The organism is Sorangium sp. So ce406 (assembly GCF_051474675.1).
Lineage (GTDB): Bacteria > Myxococcota_A > Polyangia > Polyangiales > Polyangiaceae > Sorangium > Sorangium cellulosum_G.
Genome location: NZ_CP150340.1, coordinates 9272698 through 9289728 on the forward strand (window position 1 = coordinate 9272698; position 17031 = coordinate 9289728).

The window sequence follows — 17031 nt, forward strand, 5'->3', positions numbered from 1 at the left end:
CACGCCCTGTCAAGGAGAAAGGGGACGCACGCCACTTCGGCTTCCGTTTCGCTGGAATACCGGCTCTATTGGACCGTAGGCGGACTCTCGACGGCCGGGAGAGAGCGAAGAGAGCCCCGCCGGACGGAGAGCGACATCGGCCACGACCGAGACGTGGTCATCGAGCGATCACGGCGGCGCCGGACGGCGAGGCGGCGCGGCCACCCCTTGTGGACACCAGAGGAGGAGGCATCAGTGAGCCAGGCCCGACCCCATGTGCTCGTGGTAGACGCCGAGGAGTGGGTCCTCGACCGGCTCGCGGTCGAGCTCCGCGAGGGCGGCTTCGACGTCACCTGCGCGGAGAGCGGCCTCGCCGCGATCGAGCTCGTCAAGGCGCGTCGGTTCGACCTCGCGGTCGCCGACGTGAGGGCGCCCGGCATGGAGGGCGCCGAGACCATCGCCGCGCTCAAGGCGATCAGCCCGGACCTCGAGATCATCGTCGGCGCCCCGTACTCCAGCGCGCAGGCCGCCGTCGAGTGCATCAAGAGCGGCGCGTACGACATCCTCGAGAAGCCGTACGACATCGCGGACATGAAGAGGCTGCTCGGGGCGGCGATGCTGCGCACCCACCTCGACGCGGTGGCCGCCGTCCACCAGGCGAGCGCCGCCCTCGCCGCGTCCCTCGCGCGCGACGATTTCCCGGAGCGCGCTGTGGACCTCGCGGCGAAGGTGGTCTACACGACTGGCGCCGCGCTCTCCCTCGCGCTCGACCAGGGGGCCGCGCTCTACCAGGCGGCCTGCGGCGCCGAGGTGCCGGCGGCGTTCATCGCGCGGCTCGCCGGCCAGGTCGAGGGCGCGCTCGCCCCCGTCCGCCTCTGCGCGGACGACACCCCCGATCTGCTCTGCACCGCGGAGGGCGATCGGTTCGGCGCCGCCATCGTGGCGCCGCTCCGGCTGGGCGAGAGCTCGTTTGGCGGCCTGGTGGTGCTCCGCGACGAGCGCCTGCCGGCGTTCACAAGCCAGGAAGAGCAGGCCATCGGCATCTTCGCGATCGAGCTCGCGCTCGCTTTTTACGGTCACAAGGTACGGCGCGCGCGCGGCCCGCGCGCCGCCTGACGCGCGCGCCGCCGCGCGCCGCCTGACGCGCGCGCGCCCCCGTCCGCAGCGGCTCGGGCGGCGCGCTCCCCCGGGCGGCGCGCGGCCCGAGATCAGCGGCCGCCGCCCGCAAAATCTTCGGCGATCGAGCGCGAGATTCCCTCTGGCGAACGCGTTCACGCCCCACTAAAGGAGGGGAGCGATGAGCCCCACTGCTGCCCCATCGACTCTCCCCTCCAGGGCCCAGCGCGTCGCGCTCTTCTACCGGGATCTCGTCGGCAAGAAGTTCGCGATGGCGCTGAGCGGCGTCGTCTTCTTCGGCTTCGTGATCGGCCACATGGCCGGCAACCTGCAGGTCTTCCTCGGCCGTCAGAAGTTCAACGACTATGCCGCATTCCTCCACGGGACCCCCTCGCTGCTGTGGGGGACGCGGCTGCTCCTCCTCGCCTCTCTCGTCGTCCACCTCTACACCGGCATCACGCTCGCGCTGCACAGCCGCGCCGCCAGGCCGGTGCGCTACCAGGTGAAGGGGCAGCGGCACCCGAACCTCGCCGCGCGCACGATGCTGCTGAGCGGCGGCGTCCTCGCCGCCTTCATCCTCTATCACCTGCTCCACCTGACGACGGGCACCGTGCACCCGGACTTCGTGCCGCTCGACGCCTACGACAACGTCGTGAAGGGCTTCAGCTCGGCGCCCGTGGCGATTGCCTACGTCGTGGCGATGGGCCTGCTCGGGCTGCACCTCTACCACGGCGCGTGGAGCATGTTCCAGTCGATGGGCCTCACCCACCCGCGCTACACGCCGGCGCTCAGGAAGTTCGCGGCCGCGTCGTCGATCCTGCTCGTCGTCGGCTTCTCGTCCATCCCGCTGGCCGTCCTGTTCGGCCTGGTCGGCTGAGCCCGGAGCGTCCCCCACCATGCAGCTCAACGCGAAGATCCCCGAAGGTCCCATCGAGAAGAAGTGGGACCAGCACCGCTTCAACCTGAAGCTCGTCAACCCGGCGAACAAGCGGAAGTACACCGTCCTCGTCGTCGGCACCGGCCTCGCCGGGGGCGCGGCGAGCGCCACGCTGGCCGAGCTCGGCTACAACGTGAAGAGCTTCTGCTTCCAGGACTCTCCGCGCCGCGCCCACAGCATCGCCGCGCAGGGCGGCATCAACGCCGCGAAGAACTACCAGAACGACGGCGACAGCATCTACCGCCTCTTCTACGACACCGTGAAGGGCGGCGACTACCGCGCGCGCGAGGCCAACGTCTACCGGCTCGCGCAGATCAGCGTGAACATCATCGATCAGTGCGCCGCGCAGGGCGTGCCGTTCGCGCGCGAGTACGGCGGCGTGCTCGCGAACCGCTCCTTCGGCGGAGCGCAGGTGTCGCGGACCTTCTACGCGCGCGGCCAGACGGGGCAGCAGCTCCTGCTCGGCGCCTACCAGGCGCTCGAGCGGCAGATCGGCCTCGGCAAGGTGAAGATGTACCCGCGCACCGAGATGCTCGACCTCATCGTGGTCGACGGCAAGGCGCGCGGCCTCATCACCCGCAACCTGATCACGGGGGCGCTCGAGACGCACCTCGGCGACGCGGTCGTCCTCGCCTCGGGCGGCTACGGCAACGTCTTCTTCCTCTCGACGAACGCGAAGGGGTCGAACGCCACCGCCATCTGGCGGGCGCACAAGCGCGGCGCGCTCTTCGGCAACCCCTGCTTCACGCAGATCCACCCGACGTGCATCCCGGTCTCGGGCGACTACCAGTCGAAGCTGACGCTCATGAGCGAGTCGCTCCGGAACGACGGCCGCATCTGGGTGCCCGTCAACCCGGGGGACACCCGCGCGCCGGAGCTCATCCCCGAGGGCGAGCGGGACTATTACCTCGAGCGCCGCTACCCGAGCTTCGGCAACCTCGTGCCGCGCGACGTCGCGTCGCGCGCCGCGAAGGCGGTGTGCGACGAGGGCCGCGGCGTCGGGCCGACGAAGCTCGGCGTGTACCTCGACTTCTCGGACGCGATCCGGCGCCTCGGCAAGCCGGCGATCGCCGAGCGCTACGGCAACCTCTTCGACATGTACGAGCGCATCACCGGCGACGACCCGTACAGCGTCCCGATGCGCATCTACCCGGCCATCCACTACACGATGGGCGGGCTCTGGGTCGACTACAACCTGATGAGCACGATCCCCGGCATGTTCGTGCTCGGCGAGGCGAACTTCTCCGATCACGGCGCGAACCGCCTCGGGGCGAGCGCGCTGATGCAGGGCCTGGCCGACGGTTACTTCATCATCCCCTACACGATCGGCGATTACCTCGCGTCGACGAAGCTCGAGCGGGTCGACGACCTCCACCCGGCGGTGCGCGACGCCGAGCGCGACGCGAGCGCGCGGCTGAACAAGCTGCTCGCGGCGACCGGCTCGCGCACGGTCGACTCGTTCCACCGCGAGCTCGGCAAGATCATGTGGGAGCACTGCGGGATGGCGCGCAACGCGGCCGGGCTGAAGGGCGCGCTCACGCGGATCCCGGAGCTCCGGGAGCAGTTCCACCGCGACGTGCGCGTCTCGGGGACGGGCACCGGCCTGAACCAGGAGCTCGAGAAGGCGGCGCGCGTCGCCGACTTCTTCGAGCTGGCGGAGCTCATGTGTCGCGACGCGCTCTTCCGGGAGGAGTCGTGCGGCGGTCACTTCCGCGAGGAGCACCAGACGCCCGAGGGCGAGGCGAAGCGCGACGACGAGAACTTCACCTATGTCTCCGCCTGGGGGTGGCGAGGCGAAGGACAGGCCCAGGAGCTCTTCAAGGAGCCGCTCCAGTTCAACGAGGTTCACCCCACGCAGCGGAGTTACAAATAATGCGCCTCACCCTCCATGTCTGGCGGCAGAAGGGCAAGTACGAAGCGGGCCGGTTCGTCACGTACGAGGTGCCCGACGTCAGCGAGCACATGTCCTTCCTCGAGATGCTCGATGTGCTCAATCAACGGCTCATCCTCAAGGGCGAGGAGCCGATCGCGTTCGATCACGACTGCCGCGAGGGCATCTGCGGCATGTGCGGCTTCATGATCAACGGCCAGGCACACGGCCCTCTCCGTGGTACGACCGTGTGTCAGCTGCACATGCGTCACTACAAGGACGGCGATGTGCTGTGGCTCGAGCCGTGGCGGGCCCAGGCGTTCCCCATCGTGAGCGACCTCGCCGTCGACCGCAGCGCGTTCGATCGGATCGTGGCCGCGGGCGGCTACATCTCGGTGCCGACGGGCAGCGCGCCGGACGCCAACGCGATCCCGGTGCCGAAGCCGATCGCCGAGCGCTCCATGGACGCGGCGGCGTGCATCGGCTGCGGCGCCTGCGTCGCCTCCTGTCCGAACGCGTCGGCGTCGCTGTTCACCGCGGCGAAGCTCACGCACCTCAACATCCTGCCGCAGGGGGAGCCCGAGCGCGATCAGCGGAGCCTCAACATGGTGGGGCAGATGCGCGTCGAGAACTTCGGCCACTGCACGAACATCGGCGAGTGCGAGGCGGTCTGCCCGAAGGAGATCCCGCTCGACGTGATCGCGCAGATGAACCGCGATTACCTGCGCGCCACGCTGCGCCACCGCGACGTGCAGTCCAAGGGCGGCACCGGCTGACGCCGCCCGGCAGCGCCGCGCTCGCCGGCCCTCGCCCGGAGGCGGCCGCCCCGCTGTCTCCTCCTTCCTCACGAAGTCCTCCCCCACCCTGTCGCCCCGGTCCGCGCACAGGGCGGACGGCAGCGCACCGTCGCGGCCGGCCCGCCGCGCCCGTCCGGCCGAGCGCCCGCACCGCTGCCGCGCGCCACCGAGCCGCGCGCCATGGACGAGCCCTTGCTCGCCCCGACCCGGGCGAGCCCGTCTGCGCTGCTTTCCGCGTCAGGACGGCCCTCCCTGCCGCAAGGGGCAGGCTGCGTCGCCTAGGCGCCGGGATCCCCCGGGGGCGCGCCGCGCGATGACAGGCGAATCCCGGAGCCGCCGCCGCGCCAGCGGCCCGCGCGGCCGACCAGGACGTTCATGGCGGCCCTGATCCCACCTACCGCCTCCGCGCGAATTTTCCACCAGCACGAGAGATCAGCTCGGCCCTGTGGAAAACCCATCGGGAACTTCCCGATCGTCGACTCAGGCGCTTCCCAAATGATCGTCGCTCACCGCGACCGGACCGTACAGCCAACGTGGGATAACCACTCGGCTTGTTTCAAGAACACCTCGCCGCGACTTGCGCTCACGGAGTCGCCTCTCTCTGAATACGACAGACCTTCGACGCTCCAGTAGCAGCGCAACCGGGAAGATGACGTGGGGCTCTCCCGCGTGACAAAGAAACGTGTCAGGGTCAACAGCAGCTTGTTCGAGCTCGCTAGTTCGAATAGCCTCGGAAGCTGTCCCGAACGGGATCATGCGTCATAAGACAATTGTGGTCACCCCACAGCATGTCGTAGAGTAAGTTGAACTTAGAGCGCCGCGGCGAGGGGGGGGCTCCCGCTGCGAGTGCGCCAGGATCGCGTCGAATCATCGCTCTTCTGCGCAGAGCCGGGTCAAGAGGGGGCCGGCAGCAGGAGAAGCACGGGTACTGCACGCGGCGATCTCTCACTCGGCGGGTCGGTAGATCCGCTTCGACATGGCGACGACGCACACCGGGACCGCAGACCGGGCCGGGCGAACCGCAGCACGGCGCCTCTGCTGCGCAGCTCGCGCTGCGCGCGCGGCGGCCCTGCTCGCGGAGATCAGCGCCGCGACGGCGCGACGAGGCGGTCGGATGCGGGAGTTCGAACATCAGATCAGGTCTGTTTGACGAGCGAAGAAGTAGGAGGGGACTTCATGAGCAGCAGCATCGACGGCCTTAACCTGTCTCCGAAGAGCGTCCACGATGCCGCCGTTGTGCTCGACACCGTGACGGAGCGGCTCATCGCCGCGGGCGACCGGCGCGCCGCGTTCACGGACGTTTACGGGATCGTCACGCGCGCTGTCGCGGCGCAGGTCGAGCGGCGCGACGGCGTGTTCCTCGAACCGGCGTGGATCTCGCGCCTCGCGGGCCGCTTCTGCGAGCGGTACCTCGAGACGCTCCGCTGGTTCGAGCGGGGCGCGGCGCAGGACTGCGGCGCGTGGCACATCGCGTACGCGAGCACGTCATCCCGGTTCACACCGCCCGTGCAGAACGCGCTGCTCGGGTTCAGCGCCCACATCAACTACGACCTGGTCTTCGGGATCCACGCCACGGTCGTCGAGTTCGGGCACGCGCACGATCCGAGGATGCTCGCGAGGCTCAAGCACGATCACGACGAGGTGAATACGATACTCCGCCGCTCGGTCGCCGAGGCGCTGGCGCGCCTCGCCGCCCGGCACGGCTGCCCCCTGAGCGCGTTCTTCCGCGACAACGCCCCGGACCTCGCGACCTGGGTGGCCATGGAGATGCTGTCGCGCTGGCGCGAGCGCGTCTGGGTCGACGTCCTCGCGCTCCTCGGCGCGCGCGGCGCGGGCGAGCGGGCGGCGCTCGCCCGCGGCGTGGAGCAGCGCTCGTCGCGGATCGCGCAGGTGCTCGCGCTGCCCGCGATCTACCAAGCGCCCGGCGCGGCGCTCCGCCTCCTGTCGACGGCGGCGTGACGCCGGGGGCGGCCGGAGCCCGCCCCGATCGTAGAATGGGGGCATGAGCAAGCTGCCGAAGGAGCCGCCCTCCCACGAGATCACCCCTCCAGCGCTCTACACCCTGCGCCGGCGCGAGCTCCTGAAGAACGCGGCGCTCTTCGCCGGCACCGCGTCGGCCGTGGGCGGCGGCCTCGTCTGGCTCACGGGCGGCCAGGCCGGCGTGGCGGACACGGCCGGCCGCGGCGCCCCCGGCGGGTCCGCCGTGCCGCTCGCCGACGCGCCCCCGCTCCCGGAGGCGGCGCCGCCCCCGGTGACCAGCGGGAGAGACCCGTTCGTCACCGACGAAGCGCGCACCGCCTACGAGGACATCGTGTCCTACAACAACTACTACGAGCTCGGCCTGAGCAAATCCGAGCCGGCCGCGAACGCGGGCCGGCTCCGGCTCCGCCCGTGGACCGTCGCGTGCGAGGGGGAGATCAAGAAGCCCGAGGTCATCGATCTCGACACCCTCCTCAGGTGGTTTCCCCTGGAGGAGCGCGTCTATCGCATGCGCTGCGTCGAGGCGTGGTCGATGGTGATCCCCTGGCTCGGGTTCCCACTCGCCGCGCTGCTCAGGCGCCTCGAGCCGACCTCCCGCGCCCGCTACGTCCAGTTCACCACCCTGCTCGATCCAGCGCAGCTCCCCGGCCAGCGGAGCGATGTCCTCGACTGGCCTTACGTCGAGGGGCTGCGGCTCGACGAGGCGATGCACCCGCTCACGCTGCTGGCCGTGGGGCTCTATGGCAAGTCGCTGCTCGGACAGAACGGTGCGCCCCTTCGCCTTGTCGTTCCATGGAAATACGGCTTCAAGGGGTGCAAATCGATCGTGAGCATCAAGCTCACCGAGCGTCAGCCGAAGACGACCTGGAGCCATGCCGCGCCGGACGAGTACGGGTTCTATGCGAACGTGAACCCCGCGGTGGCTCACCCGCGGTGGAGTCAGGCGAGCGAGCGGAGGATCGGTGAGCTGAGGCGCCGTCCCACGCTGCCGTTCAACGGCTATGCGGAGGAGGTCGCCGGCCTTTACAGCGGCATGGACCTGCGGGAGAACTTCTGAAGATGAGCTCGCCAGCGAGACCGGTGGACCCGTGAGCCCGGTGAGCCCGATGAAGGCGGCGAGCCCGGCGACCCCCGCGGGGACGACGAGGACGCCGCCGCGCGCCGGCGCGCCGGCGGGCCGGAAGCTCGCCTGGCTCCCGCCCGCGATCGTCACGGGCGGCCTGATCCCGCTGGTCGTGCTCGGCCTGCGCGCCGCTACCGGCGCGCTCGGGCCGAACGCCGTCGCCGAGGCGCTGAACCAGCTCGGCCTCCTCGCGCTCGTGCTGCTCGTCGCCTCGCTGGCGGCGACGCCGCTCAGGCTCGCCTCGGGCTGGACGTTCCCGATCCGGATCCGCAAGGCGCTCGGGCTGCTCGCCTTCTTCTACGCGTGCGCCCACTTCCTGACGTATGCGATCGTCGATCAAGGGCTCGACGTCCGCACGATCGTCGAGGACGTCACGGAGCGGCCGTTCATCCTCGCCGGCTTCGTCGCGCTCCTCCTGCTGATCCCGCTCGCGGCGACGTCGACCGCGCGCATGCTGAAGCGCCTCGGCGCCGCGCGCTGGAAGCGCCTGCACCGCCTCGCGTATGTCGCCGCCGTCCTCGGGGTCGTGCACTTCTTCCTCCGCGTGAAGAAGGACGCGACGGAGCCGCTGATCTACGCGGCGCTGCTCGCGCTGCTCTTCGCCGCGCGCATCGTCGGCGCCGTCCTGCACAGACGCGCGGCGTCGCGCTGAGCCCTGCGCCACGTCGTCGCCGGGCGACGAAGCTGCCGCGCAGCGCGGCGAGTTCGGATAGCATCGCTCCTTGACCACGAACGCGTGAGGACCGCCGCATGAAGCTCTTCACCCTCGGGGACAGCATCTCTCAAGGCCTCATGTCGCTCGGCGTGGCGCGCACCCACCTCGCCTACTCGACGTGGATCGCGCGCGCGCTCGGCGTCGACGTCGGCGACGGGTTCTCGAGCCCGGCGTACCGCGTCCCCGACTACCCGGCCCACGGGCTCCTCCTCGATCTCGAGGTGGTGCTCCGCCGCCTCTACCTCGCCTTCGGATCGAGGATCGAGGGGCTCGAGTGGGCCTCGTTCGTCACCGAGATCAACCGGGTGCTCGACGTGGCCGAGGACCACTACGAGCGCGGCGAGGGGGCCGGCCCGTACCGCGGGGGGAGCGTCCCCTGGTTCCACAACGTCTCGGTGTACGGCTTCGACGTGGCCGACGCCTGGCTCGTGACGCCGGCGCTCTGCGAGAAGCGGATCGCGGCCGCGCCCGGCGCCGGCGACGGCTTCCTCCATGTCCCGAGCGCGTCGTTCTACCGGACGGCGCTCCGCGTCCTCAACCCCTCACGGGACCCGCGCCTCGACGGGTTCAGCCAGCTCGACTGGCTCGCGCACCACGCGCGCGGCGAGGGCGTCGAGAGCCTCCTCCTCTGGCTCGGCCCGAACAACGCGGTCGGCTCGGCGATCCTCCTCAGCATCGCGGCGACCGAGGACAGGCCGGACCGGCGGCCCGTGTCGCTCAGCTTCGACGAGCGCACCCGCGCGCAGTGGAACCTCTGGATGCCCGACGACTTCGTCGCCGAGTACGGCGAGCTGCTCGACCGCATCGACACGATCATGCGGCGCAACGAGCACCCGGGCTGGCGCGTGTTCGTGGCCAACGTGCCCCACGTGACGATCGCGCCCATCGCCGCCGGCGTCGGCGACCCGGTCCCGGGCTCTCCGCGCTACTTCCCCTACTACACGTACCCCCCGCTCGCGCAGGGCCCCCGCCTGGTCAAGGCCGGCGCGCCGCACCTCACCGAGATGGACGCGCGGTTCATCGACGCGACGGTCGACGCCTGCAACGCGCAGATCGCCGCGCTGATCGAGGAGAGGAACGCCCGCCACCGGGCCCGGCGGTATCACCTCGTCGACATCTCGGGCCACCTGGACAGGCTCGCGTACCGGCGCAGCGGCGGCGAGCCCACGTACGAGTTCCCCGCGTACTTCAAGGACCGCGTCGCGGCGCCGATGGACACCCGCTACTACCACGTCGACCGCGCCGGGCGCCGCAAGGCGGGCGGCATCGTGAGCCTCGACGGCGTGCACCCGAGCGTCATCGGCCAGGGGCTCCTCGCCCACGAGTTCCTCAAGGTCATGAAGGCGGCCGGCGTGGAGGGCGCCGACCCGGATCGCCTGCCGTGGCCCAGGATCGTGGCGAGCGACACGCTCTACCAGGACCCGATCCCGCTGATGGAGGAGGTCTACGAGCACGAGGAGCTCGCGGCCGCGGCGCTGGCCGCCCACCGGCACATCTTCGGCGGGTTCCAGGGGCGGCGCGGGAGCATCAAGGACTTCTGAGGGACGCGACGACGACGGCCGGCAGCGGCGGCGGCCACGGTGGCGGCGCGCTCACGGCACCGCCGGCGGGCTCCCGCGCAGCATGAAATAGATGAGCACCCCGGTGACGGACACGTAGAGCCAGAGGGGCAGCGTCACCCGGGCGACCCGCGCGTGCTTCGCGAAGTTCGCCTTGTAGGCGAAGTAGAACGACGTCAGCGCGAGCGGCACGATCCCCGCCGAGAGCACGATGTGCGAGATGAGGACGGCGAAGTAGACGGCGCGGAGCGGCCCGGTGCCCTGGTACTTCGTGTCGCCGTGCACGAAGTGGTAGGCGAGGTAGCCGACGAGGAACAGCGACGAGGCGACGAACGCCGAGACCATCAGGTACTTGTGCACGACGATCGCGCGGCGCTTGATCGCGATCCAGCCCGCGACGAGCAGCGTGGCCGCCGTCGCGTTCAGGGCGGCGTTCAGCGGCGGCATGAAGCGGAGATCGGCGCCGCCCGCGCCTCGCCGGATGATGAGGATGTAGGCGAGGAACGCCAGCGCCGCCGCGGAGAGCACGGCGTTGAAGATGTAGAACGAGCGGTCGCTGGTGCGGGTGAGCAGGCCGACGGGCTTCAAGGGGCTCGACGCGTGTGTCGACATCGCGCGGTCCATACCAGAGGAGCGCGCTGGGCGCGAACGCGGGCGGGCGCGGCCGCTGGCGGCGGGCTACGCGGAGCTCGGCGCGATGCCCATGGGCGGGCTGCGGTCCGCGTTCCGGAGCGGCTCGCGCATGGTCACGAACTCCTCGGCCGCGGTCGGGTGGATGCCGATCGTGGCGTCGAACTGCGCCTTGGTCGCGCCGCACTTCAGCGCGACGGCGAAGCCCTGGATGATCTCGCCCGCGTCCGGCCCGACCATGTGGACGCCGAGCACCCGGTCGGTCGCCCGGTCGACGACGAGCTTCATCATCGTCTTCTCCTCGCGCCCGGAGAGGGTGTGCTTCAGCGGGCGGAAGATCGAGAGGTAGACGGCGACGTCGTGGTGCTCGCGCGCCTGCGACTCCGAGAGGCCGACGGTGCCGACGTTCGGCTGGCTGAAGACGGCGGTCGGGATGCCGGCGTAGTCCACGCGCCCGGGCTCGCCGCGGAAGAGGCTCTTCACGAGCGCCATCGCCTCGGCGATGGCCACGGGCGTGAGCTGCACGCGCGCGATCACGTCGCCGAGCGCGTAGATCGACGGGATCGAGGTCTGGAACGCGTCGTCCACCACGACGGCGCCGTCCTCGTCGAGCACCACGCCGACCTCCTCGAGGCCGAGCCCCCTGGTCTTCGGCAGGCGCCCCGTCGCGTACAGCACGCCGTCGGCCTCGAGGTCGGTGCCGTCGGCGAGCGTCGCGCAGAGCCCGTCGCCGCGCCGCTCGATGTTCTCGACGCTCGCGCCGAGGCGGAGGTCGAGGCCCTTCTTCTGGATCTCGGCGGCGAGGAACGCGCGGATGTCGTCGTCGAAGCCGCGCAGCAGGTGCACGCCGCGGTGGACCAGCGACACCTTGGCCCCGAGCCCGTGGAAGATGCCGGCGAGCTCGACCGCGATGTAGCCGCCGCCGACGATCACCACGCGCCGCGGCATGGTCTGGAAGTGGAATGCGTCGTCGGAGGTGATGGCGAGCTCCCGCCCCGGCACATCGGGGATCCAGGGATAGCTGCCGGTCGCGACGAGGATCCGCTCGGCGGTGACGGTGGCGCCGTCGATCTCGACGGTGTGGGGCTCGACGATCCTGGCCTGCCCCCAGCGGATGTCGGCGCCCGAGTTCTTCAGGAGCCGCTCGTAGACGCCGTTGAGGCGCTCGATCTCCTTGTTCTTGTTGCGGAGGAACGTCGACCAGTCGAATGACGGCCCGCCGTGCCCGTTCCCGCCGGCGCCGTGGCCGGGCACGGTCCAGCCGTAGCCGGCGGCGTCCTCGAAGTCCTCGGCGTAGTGCGAGGCGTAGACGAGGAGCTTCTTCGGGATGCACCCCAGGTTGACGCAGGTGCCGCCGAGGTGGCGCGACTCGGCGACGGCGACCCGGGCGCCGCAGGAAGCGGCCATGCGGGCTGCGCGCACGCCGCCGGAGCCGGCGCCGATGACGAACAGATCGTAATCGTACTTGGACATGGTCGCGACTATGCCCCATGCGGGGCGCGGTCGCCGCGCAGCGTGCGCCGGACCGACGTCGCGGCGGGCGGTTCCCGAGGCGCGGGCGGTGACCCGAGGCGCCGGCCCGATGCGCCGGCCCGGGGCGCCGCTCCTCTCGGCCATACGACGGGGATTCTGCTAGGGTCGCGCCGTTGCGCTCCTCGACCCACACCGGAACCTTCGCGGCCACCGCACCGCCGGGCGACGGCGCCCTGCCCGAGCGGCGCGCGCCGCGAGACGGCGCCCTGCCCGAGCGCCGCGCGCCGCGCCTCCGGGCGCGCGCGCGCCGCGCCCTGCCGTTCGCGCTGGCGATCGGGCTCGTCGCTTTCGTCCTCGGCCGCCTCGACCTCGGTGCCTTCGGCGCCGCCCTGTCGCGCGTCGACGCCCCGCTCTTCGGCGCGTCCGCCGCCCTCTTCATCCTCGCGCTCCTCGCCGCCGACACGTTCGCGACCGTCCTCGTCTACCGCCGCCTGATCGCCCCCGTCGCCTTCCGCGATTTCTTCGTCCTCCGCGGCGCCTCCTACCTCCCGTCGCTGCTCAACCACCACGTCGGCCAGGCGTTCATCACCGTCTTCCTCGCGCGCGCGCACGGCGTGCCGCTCGCGCGCGTCGCCGGCGCGACGCTCGTCGTCTACGCCTCGTGGCTCGGCTGCCTGCTCCTCCTGGGCGCGATCGCCGTGCCGGCGAACGGCGGGCCGCTCGCCGTGTCCGCCCTGCTCCTCGGCGCCGGCGTCCTCTACCTCGCGCTCCTCGCGCTGCGCCCTGCCCGCCTCGCCCGCACGCGGCTCCTCGCCCCGCTCTTCCAGGCGGGGGTGCGCGGCCACCTCGTCGCCCTCGCCGCGCGCGTGCCGCACGTGGTCGTCCTGTTCGTCGGCACCTGGCTGCCCTTCTGGTTCTTTGGCGTGCGCATCCCCCTCGGGGCTGCCCTGACCTACATCCCGATCCTCATGGTGGCGGTGACGCTCCCCCTCACCCCGCAGGGCTTCGGCACGCGCGACGTGCTCGCCGCCGCGCTGTTCGAGGGCTTCGCGGCCGGCGTGACGCGCGAGGAGCGCCTGGCCGCCATCGCGGCCGCGACGACGACGTGGGCGGTGGCGCTCACCCTCGTCGAGGCCGCGCTCGGTCTGGCCCTGCTCCGGGGCGCCTTGCCCCACCTCGAGGCGAAGGACCCCTCCGGCGCTGCCCCATCCGATGCCGCCCCCTCCGGCGCCCCTCGCAGCGAGCCGGGTTGACGCGATTGGAGGCGCCGCTGTCGCGGCGTTGTCACGGGATTTGCTTAAAATCGGGAGCTAGGAGCAGGAGCCAGGCGCCAGGGACCAGAACGCAGGAGCAGAGAGGGGAAGAGAGGACGCCGAGAGAGGGAGCCTGAGACTGGGCAACAGAAGCCGAGAGAACGACCTCGAGAGGGGTCGACGCGACCGCCTTCGAGCTATAGTCTTTCGTTTCTTGCTGCGCCTTTCCTCTTCCTGGTCTGGCGTCACCCGCTGAGCGTCGCCGCTCCGGGCGACCCGCGCAGAACGACGATCCGATGAACAACCTTTATCGTTTCCTCGCCTCTTCCGATCACTCCGTCGCGCGCGCTGTGCGCCATGTGCGACATCAGGTGCGCACCTTCACCCTCCCTGCGCCGCGGCCGCTCGTGGTCCCGATGCGCATGGCGTTCGAGGCGGCGCGCGAGGCGTACTACTTCGGTGCTCGTGTGTTCGTCTGCGAGCCGCATTTCAAGTCGCACTGCACGCAGTACGGCAAGGGCGTACGCACGGGGAACTTCATTCACTACATCCAGGGTAGCGGCGACATCCTCCTTGGCGACAACGTGGTGCTCGACGGCAAGATCAACTTCGTCTTCGCCCGGCGCTTCTCGGACCGCCCGACCCTGCGGATCGGCGACAACACCGGGATCGGGCACGACTGCCGGATCATCGTCGGCAAGTCGATCACGATCGGCAAGCACTGCCGGATCGCGGGCAGCGTCTACATCCTCGACTCGAGCGGCCACCCGAGCGATCCGGAGGACCGGAAGCGGGGCCTGCCCCCCGCGGACAGCGAGGTGCGGCCCGTCGTCATCGAGGACAACGTCTGGCTCGGCGCCCGATCCATGGTCTTCCCGGGGGTGACGGTCGGCGAGGGCAGCGTGGTCGCGGCGGGCTCGATCGTCATGGCCGATGTCCCGCCGTACACGGTCGTCGCTGGCAACCCGGCCCGCCGGGTGGCATCACTCCGGACCGAGCCGCCGCCGCCGTTCGTCGAGGCGGCCGCGGGCCGCTCCGACGCGAGGAGCAACGACGCGGGCGAGAGCCGCTCGCTGGCCGACAGCGCATCTTAACCCTGGAGCTCTTGATGGCGATTGAGGTGGAGAAGGTGATCGATGTCATCGTCGCGGTCGGCAGCCTGCCCGCTGCGATCAAGCCCGATGACGACATCTACGACGCGGGGTTCTCCTCGATTCGCGCGCTCCAGCTCCTCACCGAGCTGGAGGACAGGTTCGACGTGACCCTGCCCGACGACAGGTTCAGCGTCGCCCGCACGCCGCGCGCGCTGAGCGAGCTCATCCAGGAGCTTACCCCGTGAGGAAGACCGTCACCGTCGAGCTCGCGACGCCTGCGACCGAAATGGCGCAGGAGGAGATCCCGAAGCAGATCGCCTTCCTCTCGAAGGAGATCTCGAGCATCCGCTTCGTCCGCGAGGGCGCCGCGCTCGAGTTCGAGGCCCCCGAGGAGCGCGCGGTCGACCTCGCGCGCGCGGCCGAGGCCCTCGCGCGCAACATGCAGCGCAGCCTGCGGCAGCTCACGCGGAAGCTCGTGTACCGCAGCCCGGCGTGCGACCGCGTGGAGTTCCGCGGCGGCGCGCTCCCTGACGGGATCACGCAGATGGGCCAGGGCCAGGTCGCGCTCGAGGGGCTTCCGCTGCGGCTCTACCGCTACTTCGACCGCTCGCTGGAGGCGCTCGGCGCGCCGTTCTCGCCGAGCCCGATCCTCGTGCCGACCTTGATCCCGGCGGCGACGCTGGCGAAGTGCGACTACTTCCGGTCGTTCCCCCACATCGTCACGTTCACGTGCCACCTGCCGGAGGACATGCCGCGCATCGAGGACTTCCGCGCGCGGCATCAGGACCGGGAGACGCTCGACGAGCGGGCGCTCGGCGACATGGCGCACCCCGAGGTGTGCCTCTCGCCGGCGGTCTGTTACCACGTGTACGCCGCGAACCGCGATCGCGTGCTGCCGGCCGCCGGCGCGCGCTACGCGCTCGCGGGCCGCTGTTTCCGCTACGAGTCGAGCAAGATGGTCGATCTGCGGCGGCTCTGGGAGTTCACGATGCGGGAGATCGTCTTCCTCGGCTCGCGGGAGAACGTCCTCGGGCTGCGCGAGCAGGGGAACGAGCTCGTGGCGCGCTACCTCGACGAGCACCGGCTGGCCGGCGAGATCCGGACGGCGAGCGATCCGTTCTTCATCGCGCCGGACGCGGCCGCGAAGACGTACTTCCAGATCAGCAGCGAGACGAAGTACGAGATCTCGCTGATGCTCCCGGACGACGAGCGGGTGGCCGCCGGCTCGCTGAACTACCACACCGACTTCTTCGGCCGCGCGTTCAGCTGCAACATCGAGGGCGCGGGCCCGATGCACAGCGTGTGCATCGCGTTCGGCCTGGAGCGGTGGGTGTACGCGTTCCTCGCTCAGCACGGCAGCGACCCGGCCCGGTGGCCGGAGATCGTGCGGCGCGCCCCCGAGATGGCGGGCCTGTAGACCGACCGCGGTTCCGTCTCCCGGGTGTTTCTGCGAGGCTCGCGGCCATGCAGATCGAGCACGTCGACCCGGTCGCCGCGGCGGAGGAGGCCAGCCTCGTCCTGCGCGAGGCGTGGCCGCCGCCGGCCCTCCATTACACGGCCGACTACCTGCGGTGGCAATTCGGCTTCCCCGGCCCGGCGCCGCGCGCCGTGATCGCGCGCGACGGCGGCGAGCCGGCCGGCTTCATCGGCGTCACGCCGCGCCGCTTCCGCTTCCGCGGCGTCGCGTCGGATGGATACGTGCTGTCGTTCGTGAGCGTGCGCCCGCGGTTCCAGGGCCAGGGGCTGGCGAGCCGGCTGTACGCGGAGCTCCTCGCCGGGCTCCGCGCGTCCGGCCTGCCGATCGTGGTGTTCGTGGAGGCGCAGTCCGCGCCCGCCAGGCGCGTGCTCCTCAGGGCCGTCGACCAGGCCGGGTTCCAGCGGAGGGCGCTGGCCGCGTGCCGCAACCACGGCTTCGTCCCCCGCGCGAGCGCCGCTCCGCTGCAGGCCGTGGCCCTGCCGGCGGCGGTGGAGGACGCGCTCGCGGCGATCGCGGCGTGCGGTGAGGAGCGCGTGCTGTGGTCGGCGCCCGACGCGGCGCAGCTCGAGCACAGCCTGCGCGATCCCCGGCCGCGGCGGCTGCTGCGCGTCGAGGAGGCGGGCCGGGCCGTCGGCGCCGCGGCGGTGTTCCTGTCGGAGGTCGCGACAGCCGCCGGGGTCGAGCGGGTGGCGACGGTCGACGCGCTCTACCTGCCGGAGCCGACCGCCGACAGGGTCGCGGCGGTGCTGCGCGCGGCCTCGACGACGTTCGCCGGGGAGGCGACCGTGCCAGCGGTGAGCGCGCCCAACCTGGCGATCGTCCCCGGGGACCAGCTCAGGCCGGCCGGCGCGCGCCCGACGGCCGCGACCTTCGACGCGTTCGTCGTGCACCCCGAGGGCGGGCCGTGGCTGGACGCCGAGGTGACCAACCTCGAGGTCGTCTGAGGCGGAGGCGCGGCGAGGGCATCCATCTGCGGCGCAGATGGGTTCCATGAGGCGAATGCCGATTCACAAGATGGATCGGCGGGC

The 17031-nt window shown here is 71.2% G+C and carries 15 protein-coding genes; 13 read left to right on the forward strand and 2 right to left on the reverse strand.

Features of this window, described 5'->3' with window-relative positions; genetic code table 11:
• The first annotated feature begins 234 nt into the window (after positions 1 to 234).
• From WME96_RS34680 to WME96_RS34715, 8 genes are all read left to right on the forward strand, one after another.
• A complete protein-coding gene (locus WME96_RS34680) occupies positions 235 to 1095 on the forward strand; it encodes a response regulator (RefSeq protein WP_437285867.1) in 861 nt (286 codons plus the stop codon).
• A 181-nt stretch (positions 1096 to 1276) separates the two neighbouring features.
• The gene (locus WME96_RS34685) at positions 1277 to 1972 is read left to right on the forward strand and encodes a succinate dehydrogenase cytochrome b subunit (protein WP_433928795.1); all 696 of its coding nucleotides are present in this window, start codon (positions 1277 to 1279) and stop codon (positions 1970 to 1972) included.
• 19 nt (positions 1973 to 1991) lie between these two features.
• On the forward strand, positions 1992 to 3905 hold the full coding sequence (locus WME96_RS34690) for a fumarate reductase/succinate dehydrogenase flavoprotein subunit (RefSeq protein ID WP_437285868.1): 1914 nt from the start codon (positions 1992 to 1994) through the stop codon (positions 3903 to 3905).
• A complete protein-coding gene (locus WME96_RS34695) occupies positions 3905 to 4678 on the forward strand; it encodes a succinate dehydrogenase/fumarate reductase iron-sulfur subunit (protein WP_433928799.1) in 774 nt (257 codons plus the stop codon). Before WME96_RS34690 ends, WME96_RS34695 begins: the two co-directional genes overlap by 1 nt.
• A 1197-nt stretch (positions 4679 to 5875) precedes the next feature.
• A complete protein-coding gene (locus WME96_RS34700) occupies positions 5876 to 6658 on the forward strand; it encodes a DUF5995 family protein (RefSeq protein WP_437285869.1) in 783 nt (260 codons plus the stop codon).
• A 43-nt stretch (positions 6659 to 6701) separates the two neighbouring features.
• Positions 6702 to 7736, forward strand: a complete 1035-nt coding sequence (gene msrP, locus WME96_RS34705) for a protein-methionine-sulfoxide reductase catalytic subunit MsrP (protein ID WP_437285870.1) — start codon at positions 6702 to 6704, stop codon at positions 7734 to 7736.
• A gap of 49 nt (positions 7737 to 7785) precedes the next feature.
• On the forward strand, positions 7786 to 8454 hold the full coding sequence (locus WME96_RS34710; RefSeq protein ID WP_437292386.1) for a protein-methionine-sulfoxide reductase heme-binding subunit MsrQ: 669 nt from the start codon (positions 7786 to 7788) through the stop codon (positions 8452 to 8454).
• Positions 8455 to 8552: 98 nt separating this feature from the next.
• Positions 8553 to 10058 carry a hypothetical protein gene (locus WME96_RS34715; RefSeq protein ID WP_437285871.1) on the forward strand — a complete coding sequence of 502 codons (1506 nt, stop codon included), beginning with the start codon at positions 8553 to 8555 and terminating at the stop codon, positions 10056 to 10058.
• A 51-nt stretch (positions 10059 to 10109) separates the two neighbouring features.
• On the opposite strand, the gene WME96_RS34720 is transcribed toward WME96_RS34715, so the two are convergent.
• Both WME96_RS34720 and gor read right to left on the reverse strand, forming a co-directional pair.
• Positions 10110 to 10700, reverse strand: coding sequence for a DUF420 domain-containing protein (locus WME96_RS34720; protein ID WP_437285872.1), 591 nt, complete (start codon positions 10698 to 10700; stop codon positions 10110 to 10112).
• Between the two features lie 54 nt (positions 10701 to 10754).
• Complete coding sequence (gene gor / locus WME96_RS34725) at positions 10755 to 12179, reverse strand: glutathione-disulfide reductase (RefSeq protein ID WP_437285873.1); 1425 nt, start codon at positions 12177 to 12179, stop codon at positions 10755 to 10757.
• Positions 12180 to 12352: 173 nt separating this feature from the next.
• On the opposite strand from gor, the gene WME96_RS34730 reads away from it, so the two are divergent.
• The 5 genes from WME96_RS34730 to WME96_RS34750 all read left to right on the forward strand — a co-directional run bounded on the left by WME96_RS34730 (position 12353) and on the right by WME96_RS34750 (position 16947).
• Positions 12353 to 13432, forward strand: a complete 1080-nt coding sequence (locus WME96_RS34730) for a lysylphosphatidylglycerol synthase domain-containing protein (RefSeq protein ID WP_437285874.1) — start codon at positions 12353 to 12355, stop codon at positions 13430 to 13432.
• A 296-nt stretch (positions 13433 to 13728) separates the two neighbouring features.
• On the forward strand, positions 13729 to 14526 hold the full coding sequence (locus WME96_RS34735) for an acyltransferase (protein ID WP_437285875.1): 798 nt from the start codon (positions 13729 to 13731) through the stop codon (positions 14524 to 14526).
• 14 nt (positions 14527 to 14540) lie between these two features.
• Positions 14541 to 14771, forward strand: coding sequence for an acyl carrier protein (locus tag WME96_RS34740; RefSeq protein WP_437285876.1), 231 nt, complete (start codon positions 14541 to 14543; stop codon positions 14769 to 14771).
• Complete coding sequence (locus WME96_RS34745; RefSeq protein ID WP_437285877.1) at positions 14768 to 15943, forward strand: hypothetical protein; 1176 nt, start codon at positions 14768 to 14770, stop codon at positions 15941 to 15943. Before WME96_RS34740 ends, WME96_RS34745 begins: the two co-directional genes overlap by 4 nt.
• Before the next feature lie 47 nt (positions 15944 to 15990).
• Positions 15991 to 16947: a GNAT family N-acetyltransferase gene (locus WME96_RS34750; protein WP_437285878.1), complete on the forward strand. Its 957-nt coding sequence runs from the start codon at positions 15991 to 15993 to the stop codon at positions 16945 to 16947.
• The last annotated feature ends 84 nt before the right edge of the window (positions 16948 to 17031 follow it).

What these genes read in the sequence shown, in the direction of transcription:
- WME96_RS34685 (WP_433928795.1), top strand. Translation starts at nt 1,277, where the DNA reads ATGAGCCCCACTGCTGCCCCATCGACTCTCCCCTCCAGGGCCCAGCGC.
- WME96_RS34690 (WP_437285868.1), top strand. Translation starts at nt 1,992, where the DNA reads ATGCAGCTCAACGCGAAGATCCCCGAAGGTCCCATCGAGAAGAAGTGG.
- WME96_RS34695 (WP_433928799.1), top strand. Translation starts at nt 3,905, where the DNA reads ATGCGCCTCACCCTCCATGTCTGGCGGCAGAAGGGCAAGTACGAAGCG.
- WME96_RS34700 (WP_437285869.1), top strand. Translation starts at nt 5,876, where the DNA reads ATGAGCAGCAGCATCGACGGCCTTAACCTGTCTCCGAAGAGCGTCCAC.
- msrP (WP_437285870.1), top strand. Translation starts at nt 6,702, where the DNA reads ATGAGCAAGCTGCCGAAGGAGCCGCCCTCCCACGAGATCACCCCTCCA.
- WME96_RS34710 (WP_437292386.1), top strand. Translation starts at nt 7,786, where the DNA reads ATGAAGGCGGCGAGCCCGGCGACCCCCGCGGGGACGACGAGGACGCCG.
- WME96_RS34715 (WP_437285871.1), top strand. Translation starts at nt 8,553, where the DNA reads ATGAAGCTCTTCACCCTCGGGGACAGCATCTCTCAAGGCCTCATGTCG.
- WME96_RS34720 (WP_437285872.1), bottom strand. Translation starts at nt 10,700, where the DNA reads ATGGACCGCGCGATGTCGACACACGCGTCGAGCCCCTTGAAGCCCGTC.
- gor (WP_437285873.1), bottom strand. Translation starts at nt 12,179, where the DNA reads ATGTCCAAGTACGATTACGATCTGTTCGTCATCGGCGCCGGCTCCGGC.
- WME96_RS34735 (WP_437285875.1), top strand. Translation starts at nt 13,729, where the DNA reads ATGAACAACCTTTATCGTTTCCTCGCCTCTTCCGATCACTCCGTCGCG.
- WME96_RS34740 (WP_437285876.1), top strand. Translation starts at nt 14,541, where the DNA reads ATGGCGATTGAGGTGGAGAAGGTGATCGATGTCATCGTCGCGGTCGGC.
- WME96_RS34750 (WP_437285878.1), top strand. Translation starts at nt 15,991, where the DNA reads ATGCAGATCGAGCACGTCGACCCGGTCGCCGCGGCGGAGGAGGCCAGC.